General features: G+C 47.9%; 10 protein-coding genes. 5 read left to right on the top strand and 5 right to left on the bottom strand.

Translation table 11 applies throughout. The features are described from left to right. Nucleotides 1-102 precede the first annotated feature (102 nt). Both RMO52_RS05185 and RMO52_RS05180 read right to left on the bottom strand, forming a co-directional pair. Nucleotides 103-687, bottom strand: coding sequence for a hypothetical protein (locus tag RMO52_RS05185; protein WP_310411554.1), 585 nt, complete (start codon nt 685-687; stop codon nt 103-105). Nucleotides 688-875: 188 nt separating this feature from the next. Next, nucleotides 876-2,078: an alpha/beta hydrolase fold domain-containing protein gene (locus RMO52_RS05180; RefSeq protein WP_396134892.1), complete on the bottom strand. Its 1,203-nt coding sequence runs from the start codon at nt 2,076-2,078 to the stop codon at nt 876-878. 70 nt (nt 2,079-2,148) lie between these two features. Here RMO52_RS05180 and RMO52_RS05175 point away from each other — a divergent pair, with 70 nt between their 5' ends. Beyond that, entirely contained in the window at nt 2,149-2,733 is a 585-nt protein-coding gene (locus RMO52_RS05175) for a GNAT family protein (protein WP_310411548.1), read from the top strand. A 570-nt stretch (nt 2,734-3,303) separates the two neighbouring features. Here the strand turns inward: RMO52_RS05175 and RMO52_RS05170 are convergent. After that, nucleotides 3,304-4,098: a mechanosensitive ion channel domain-containing protein gene (locus tag RMO52_RS05170; protein ID WP_310411545.1), complete on the bottom strand. Its 795-nt coding sequence runs from the start codon at nt 4,096-4,098 to the stop codon at nt 3,304-3,306. A 283-nt stretch (nt 4,099-4,381) separates the two neighbouring features. On the opposite strand from RMO52_RS05170, the gene RMO52_RS05165 reads away from it, so the two are divergent. The 3 genes from RMO52_RS05165 to RMO52_RS05155 all read left to right on the top strand — a co-directional run bounded on the left by RMO52_RS05165 (nt 4,382) and on the right by RMO52_RS05155 (nt 5,727). Continuing rightward, nucleotides 4,382-4,672, top strand: a complete 291-nt coding sequence (locus RMO52_RS05165) for a hypothetical protein (protein ID WP_310411542.1) — start codon at nt 4,382-4,384, stop codon at nt 4,670-4,672. A 224-nt stretch (nt 4,673-4,896) separates the two neighbouring features. After that, nucleotides 4,897-5,331, top strand: a complete 435-nt coding sequence (locus RMO52_RS05160) for a tetratricopeptide repeat protein (protein ID WP_309742542.1) — start codon at nt 4,897-4,899, stop codon at nt 5,329-5,331. A 183-nt stretch (nt 5,332-5,514) separates the two neighbouring features. Next, entirely contained in the window at nt 5,515-5,727 is a 213-nt protein-coding gene (locus RMO52_RS05155; protein WP_309742543.1) for a DUF6737 family protein, read from the top strand. On the opposite strand, the gene RMO52_RS05150 is transcribed toward RMO52_RS05155, so the two are convergent. Further along, a complete protein-coding gene (locus tag RMO52_RS05150; RefSeq protein ID WP_310411539.1) occupies nt 5,713-6,960 on the bottom strand; it encodes a DNA cytosine methyltransferase in 1,248 nt (415 codons plus the stop codon). The two genes, RMO52_RS05155 and RMO52_RS05150, sit on opposite strands and share 15 nt — an antisense overlap. 187 nt (nt 6,961-7,147) lie before the next feature. Beyond that, a complete protein-coding gene (locus RMO52_RS05145) occupies nt 7,148-7,306 on the bottom strand; it encodes a hypothetical protein (RefSeq protein ID WP_309742545.1) in 159 nt (52 codons plus the stop codon). Nucleotides 7,307-7,401: 95 nt separating this feature from the next. Between RMO52_RS05145 and RMO52_RS05140 the strand changes: the two genes are divergently transcribed. After that, on the top strand, nt 7,402-7,619 hold a 218-nt coding region (locus RMO52_RS05140; RefSeq protein ID WP_310411536.1), incomplete at its 3' end, for a macro domain-containing protein.

The raw sequence follows: 7,619 nt of genomic DNA, 5'->3' as shown, positions 1-7,619 counted from the left end.
ACCGCCACGCTAGCTTCGGACATACCCCCGACTTCTCCAAGAAGTCGGGGGTATTGCAGCAAGTCCTAAAACCCAATTATTAATTATTAATTATTAATTAATTTAATTACTTCCTTCGGGACTGCTGGGAGCTGGCGGCGCGGCATCACTACTCGCGGGAGTCGGCGCTGCTGATGGCGTCGTCATCGGCTTGGTAGTATCCGATTTATCAGTGGTAGTAGGTGCCGCTATTGGCTTGGGTACTTCAATTACTTTAGTGGCTCCAGGTACCACTACTGGCTTGGGTACTTCGATTACTTTGGTGGCTCCAGGTACGGCAAAAGGTTTGGGTACTTCGATAATTTTTGGTGGCGCGGCGGGTTTTTGCACCTCGACCACTTTGACTTGTGGGGGCGCAGTTTTTTCGACTGTCCGATCGATAATTGTCGTTTTCTGTGGTGCTGGCGATACCGTTGCGGTAGGGTTCGGCGGAGTATTGATAATCGTTGTCGGTGCTGGTGTTGGCGTCGGCGCTGGTCGCGTCCAGAAATAAGTCGCCAATCCACCCAAACCCAGTAAGAAAACTAAGAGGCCACCGATCGCGATCCCATTGCTAGTACCATTATCTTCGGCAGCTCGTTCGCGCTGGTACTGGATCTCATTGTCTAAATTGTCCCTACCTTGAGGATTGTTATAGTTATTCGGCATCTCGCGCTCCAACAATTAAGTTTGTATAATATATTGCATGGTATACTAGTGGCACTCAGTAATCTTTCTATCAAAAGGTAGAGATAGAGATGGCTGCTTCTACTTTCAAGCAAAGAATTGACAAGACACGATCTAGCCACATCTACCCGATCGCGACCGAAAAACTGAAGAAGTTCGTGTAAATATTATTACAAAGCCAACGCCCAAGCCAAAAATCGCTCGGTGTAGTAGAGCGCAAGTTGATTGCTGATGCCTGGAAATACCGCATCAAAAGCATGATCCGCCCACGGAATTTCGATAAAAATGGCACGATTGCCTTGCGATCGCAATTGTGTGGCGAGGTACTTGCCATACTTAGCTTCGACAATGCGGTCTTTGCCGCCATAGATGAGTAGCGATGCTGGCAGCGCGGGTTTGACAGCATTAATGGGGGATGCTTGACGGTAAAGTTCGGGAAATTGCTGTGGAGTGCCGCCCAAAAAAGTCCGCAGTGTCGCTCGCGACTCGATCGGATCGGGAGTTGGGACATTTTCATAACCCGTTGTCAGATTGACAGGGCCGTAATAATCGACGACCGCGCGAATTGGAAAGGGCGGGTTCTGGTAAGCGGCTAACATCGCCAGTTGGGAGCCAGCCGAGCGACCGATCGCCGCGACGCGATCGAGATCGGTTTCGTTTTCAGCAGCATGGTTTTGGATATATGTCAATGCCGATCGGACATCAGCATTTTGAGTCGGAAAACGATAGGTAGGCGCGTGACGGTAGGAAATTGCCCAGACAACATAACCTTGAGCGGCAATATAACGGTTGAAATTTTCATCGCTATCGGGGCTACCGCGTTGCCATGCACCACCATAAATTGATACGATGGCGGGGTATTTACCGACTTTTAGGGGTCGATAAATATTGAGAGCTAGGGGCACCCCATCAGGATTAGCGAACGGAATCTGCCGATCGATCCGGACTGGATCGCTAGTGATACCGCGCCAGAGGTCGGCAATAATCAGTGGCTGCGATCGCATCTTCGCCAGCGACTCAGGCGCAATTTTAGTCAGATAATCTCTGCCTAAATTCGACTCGATCGCGCTTTGGGCTTGCTGTTGAGTCGGCGCAAATTGGATGAGCGGTTGGGCGCTGAGTCCGAGGGCTAAACTGCTGATACAGAGCGTCACGATCGCCAATCGAGATCGGCGAACACTCCTAATCCCAAATCGCAGCCAGCTCAAAATCAGCAAGACAGCATTAAAAATAGTCAATCCCGGACTGATTTCGGGTGCGCCCACACTGAAGGGGAGTAATGAGAAAATCGGTGCGGGGAGGATAATCCAGACACTCAAACCCAAGCCAATTAACAGCAGAACTCCGAAGATCCATGTACCAACTGTCTTCATCACTTGTTCGATCGTAGAAGTACTAGCTGTAATAATTCTACACCAGAGAAATAAATATAACCCGTTGGCAATGGAACCAGTCATTCCGCTCGATTTTACAATTCTCGTTCCCAGTGGCTCCACCATTGAAACCGCTCGCTGTCGATTGCGATGTCCCACTGTAGCGGACATCCCCCTAGTATTTTCGGCGACGCGCGTTGCCGGATTTACGCGGGGAATGCAATGGGAACCGCCAGCGAAGATCGAAGAACTGGAAGAACCATTGCAAGAAAATTTCCGCGCTTGGCATGAGGGCAAAATGTATGTGTTTACGATCGCCGATCCGCACTCAGATCTGCTGCTGGGGAGGATTGGGATCCGCAAAACCGATCGGCAAGATGTGTGGAATCTGGGATTTTGGACGCATCCAGAGCGTCAAGGACAAGGTTATATGACTGACTCACTCGTTGCCATGCTAGAGTTTGGGTTTGAAATCCTCGGTGCTAGCCGCATCGAAGCCAGTCATGCGCTCTGGAATAAAGCCAGTCGGCGCGTCCTCGAAAAAGTTGGCATGAAGTTTGTCAGATATATTCCTCACGCGTTTCAAAAAAAGGGACACTGGATCGAAGCAAATAAGCTCGAAATTACCAAGCAAGAATGGTTGGGTAATAATTAATAATTAATTATTAATTATTAATTACTTCTCCCCGAAGGACATTGGCATTTCCCTGCAAAGAAACCCTGTTCCTTTCCTAACCCCGCTATAAGTAGCTAGGCGGAATTAAATGTAAGATGCCAGCCTTTTGCCCTCACCCCCAAACCCTCTCTCTTGTCTTGACGCGCTCGACCTGGAGGGAACCTCCGTGATGAGCGCGTCGCTGATTCGCTGTCTTGACTGAAACACATTGGCTCTGCCTTTTGTATCCTCCAGTTTCGACCGTGACATTTTCGTGATGCTGCTTATCTACTTATCTACTGGGTGCAGAGATACGATTGAGAGCGTGAATTTGTCGATCGAGATAAGTTATGGCGATCGAGTTTAATATGACGATCGATCCAAATAAATCCGATCGAGTGTAACGATCGAATCATCCAATATTCGTAATAGAGATTGAGTTTGCTAAAATCGATCGCAATCACAAGCCCAAATCATCGCTCCGTCCAGGTTTGCTCGTGGACAGTGCTCACCACACAGGTTTCAGACAATTTACACCTAATTTTAACTGCTAATTCATGGATCGCTAACTTACACCACACCGCAAGGTGCAGCAATACCTTCTTCATCAAACCTTTTCTTGATGGCTTCTTGTGTCTCAAAATACACAGCCTCATAATCGGCGGTATGTACCCACGGACGTACCGCAAAGCGCATCCCGAGCGTGCCCCAATCCAACACGCCAACTAATGTCTTTGGTTCTGCCAAAATCCGCCGATCTTCGGCTAATACTTCCCAGACAATCTGCTTAATCCGATCGATATCATGTTCGTATTTAGTACTAAAGACAAAATCGATCCGGCGTTGGGGTTGGGCGGAATGATTGGTGAGACAATCATCAAATAACTTGCGGTTGGGAGCGACGATCGTGCGATGATCGGGGGTGATTAGGATCGTGTTGAGCGGATGAATCCTTTTGACAGTACCGCCGATTCCTAGACATTCGATATAGTCGCCGACTTTAAATGGGCGGAGGACGATAATCAAAATCCCCGCAGCAAAATTAGATAGAGAACCCTGTAAAGCGAGTCCCAGTGCGACCCCGATCGATCCCAAGATCGCAATAAATGATGCTGTCTGGACGCCTAACTGACCGAGGGCGATAATCGCGGTCATCGTGACTACCGAAATATACACCAAGTTACTGGCAAATAATACTAACGTGGCATCAATTCTAGCTTGTTGAATCGCGCGACCGACGATCGATTGGAGCACCCGAGCAAGTTGAATGCCAGCTAGCAGAATCAGGCAAGCTGAGATCGCTTTAACGCCGAAGTTGGCAACCCAGATCTGGAGTTGAGATAATAGCTCTGTCTTATTGTCCATAGAAAGTTCTCTCCAAGGGCAGATGGCAGGTACTTCCACTCTACCTCATTGAGTTCACCTCCTGGCCACTCGTTGGCGTAGCCTCTCAGAATGAGAATCGCTCTTAGCAGCTCCTAAGTGCTTTCTCAGTCAAGCTTTTAAGATAGATAGGCATTCCTTGATTTCGATTCATCACGATCGGCGTCTTTTTTGCTTTCCAACAAGTTAGACTGGCGATCGAGCCAAAAGGTTTAATAGTGATGGCTTTAAGATCTCGATCGTAGTTATTATCAGGTTTTGCACAGTGGATCTAACGCGCCAATCGGTTTGGGAAAAAGAATTAAGTGATGTCTTTACCTTGGTGGAGTATTCAGCAATATCAGACGAGCCGTACTGTCTGATTATTGGCGGCAATCAAGCTACTGACGAAGGTGCTAAAACGCTCGCAATTTATTTTCAGGATTGGGGAGTCGATCGGGAAACCATCACAAATATCCAGTGCTGGGCGGTATTTCAAGCCGTACTCGAAGTGGGGATTGTCGAGGAGATGGCTGGTTTTACATTTAATGACGCTCTCAAGTGGGCGATTGGTTGATTGCCAGTAATAGCTGAGATCGCTTGTCTGGCATTAGTTACGGCGACTCTAACAAGCAAAATATTTCTCAACGCCCCATCTTAGTTGTTAGCTAAAGCATCAACATTCCGATGTTGGCGAAACTAAATCGTAACTAAATAGCAGCAAAAATATCTCCGTATTCAACTCACAGACGAAGGGTGTTTAATGATATTCAATAGAACTCACACCACAGCAATCCAGCCATGTTCAAAAGCACTTTTGTCTCCAGCTTAACTCTCGTTTCCGTCCTATTTACCACTGCTGCTAGCACTCACGCCGAACTAGCTCCTAGCATCAACTCCCTCACAATTCAAAATATCGAACGCGCTCAGGAAGCTCCTGAAGTCAAAAATGACGACGCAAGCGCTGACAATCGCGAACAATCGATGAAATACGTCCAATTGGGCTGGGCGGCACAGAAAAAAGGACAGAAGGAACAAGCCTTAGCCTATTACGAGAAAGCACTCAGACTCGAAGAAACTAATCCTTATGCTTTTATGGCAGTTGCCACCTTGTTCGGTGGCACTAAGGATGGAATTACTTGTATGAAAGCCGCACTCTTCCTCTTTGAAAAACAAGAAAATCAAGAAGGAGTACAAATTGCCACCGCTTGGTTGAAAGAGTATAGTGTCAACTAGTATCAACCTAAATCTTCGCCTAATATCATCAGTCGATCGCGATCGATCCTCAGAGTAGCCCTGACATAATTATGTCAGGGTTACTCTGAGACACCCCAGTCATGTCTATTAAATTAGGTTTGGGAGCGGATGCGATCGGCGCATTACCGAGTACGATCGTAGCTAAACTTTAATTTGTTAACAATGAGTAATAGTAATTTGTGGGCATCTAAACCTTGGTGGTGTCAGCCGTGGACGATCGTCCTGACGGGAATAGCCATTATTACTGGCAGTTGGTTATTATTCCATACTCTGTGGCTAACTTTGCCAGTAGCCGGGTTAATTATCCTATGGTGGACTTATTTTTTGATTGTTGTCCCCCGGATATTAGCACAACAGGATTTAGAGCGATCGTAACGGTGTTTTTAACCGCGATCTTTGGGCGATTGTGTCTAGCGGTACTTGAAAATATTTTGACGCATTACTCATATCAAAAGATAATAGTCGATCGTGACCGCAATCGAGAATTTTTTTCGGCTTTGAAGGTTGTATGCCCTGGGCTTTTAATAATTCGCTAGCTAAGGCACGGGCGAGGAGTGGCGGGACGCTATTACCAATTTGGCGACAGCCATGCCATTTCGTCCCGTGCAAGCGGAACCAGTCGGGATAGGAATGCAATCTCGCCGCCTCGCGCACGGTGATGACGCGGGGTAAAAAGGGATGAATCGGGCGGGGGGAGGTATGCGCGCCGCGTGCGCTATCGGTACCAGCGCGGAGTGTATTACATAGCCCAGCCGGATCGAGGCGGCGGAAGTGGCTGATGGCTTCGGTTTTACCTTGAATGGTCGCGTTAAATCTAGTTTGGGAGGCGGGGTTATGTCGGGTTCTGATACTACAGGTGAGCAGGTGAGGGTCGAATCTCCGGGAGTAGCTATAATCGTGGGGATCGCGATCGAATCCTCTCAGTCTACGTGCGTAGGGGCTGGTTGTCTCCCATGTTACCGCGATCCGATCTTCCAGCCAGAGCGCCTCAAATCGATCGGCATTTGGTAAATCCCCAATCGCTTCCCAAACTGTTACGCGCTCTGGGTGTGGCTGTGGATAAGTGGGCGACTTCTCCCCCTGACGCGTACCGACGAGAAATAATCGCTTGCGATCCTGTGGTACGCCATAATCGGCGGCGTTGAGTACTTGGTAAGGTGTCAGCACATCATAACCAGCCTCGCCCAATGCGGCAATCAGTTCGGCGAGAAACTGGGCGTGTGCGCCGAGGGTTAAGCCTTTGACATTTTCAAAGACGCAATATTTAGGGTTTAATTCCTTAACGAGCCGCACGTAATGAAATACTAACTGGTTGCGGGGATCGTCGAAAGCACGTTTGCCCATGAGGGAAAAGCCTTGACAGGGAGCGCCGCCCATGACAACATCGATATCGCGATCGCCTAATTTGGCTCTCCGGCGAACTTCTGCACCCGTCAGATCGATGACGCTAGCGCAAATTGTGGCAGCATGGGGAAAGTTGTACTCGTGCGTGGCACAATGAATCGGATCGATCTCTACTGCGGCGACGATATCAAAACCAGCCTGCTCGAATCCCAGTGACATCCCGCCAGCACCTGCAAACAGGTCGATTCCGATCGGTCTATTCATGTCAATGCTCGGACGGTACTGGGCTAAATCATTTTACCAGTGGTGAGGATGTTCTGTCTCAGCAATTTGGCGATCGATCGCCCCAAGATGACAATGTTAAACATCATACATTTTATAGATCGACTGTGGGGGATGGTTTATACCAGCAAACATCGATCCAGGAAGTAGAAGTAGTGGGACGACACGACTAAAACTGTGGGCATTTATAACTCTGGAAAATACAATGAGTAACATTTTGAGCGTTGGCGCAGCCTCTCTGAAAGAGAATCGCTTTACCCACATTTTTAGTCGTGTCAAGCCAGTAGCCAGTAGGGTGGGCATTGCCCACCATTAAGGTTTCGGACACAATCTATCTGATAAATAATTACGCCTACTTACTGAACCGATCGCATATTTAGAATATTATAATACAAGAAGTTAAAATAAAAATATTCATCAAAAATGACAGCAGCATCGCTCTCAAGTCCACAAGAACGGATGGGGATAATTCAGGGCGATATTACTAAATTGACAGTAGATGCGATCGTGAATGCAGCGAATAGTTCGCTACTTGGTGGTGGCGGTGTCGATGGAGCGATCCATCGCGCGGCGGGCAAAGAGTTATTAGCTACGTGTCAGCGACTAAATGGTTGTAAAACTGGTGAGGCTAAAATTACTTC

This window comes from Chamaesiphon sp. OTE_8_metabat_110, assembly GCF_031382685.1.
GTDB lineage: Bacteria > Cyanobacteriota > Cyanobacteriia > Cyanobacteriales > Chamaesiphonaceae > Chamaesiphon.
The sequence above is the reverse complement of the archived record's forward strand: the minus strand, read 5'-3'. Positions and strand labels throughout refer to the sequence as shown.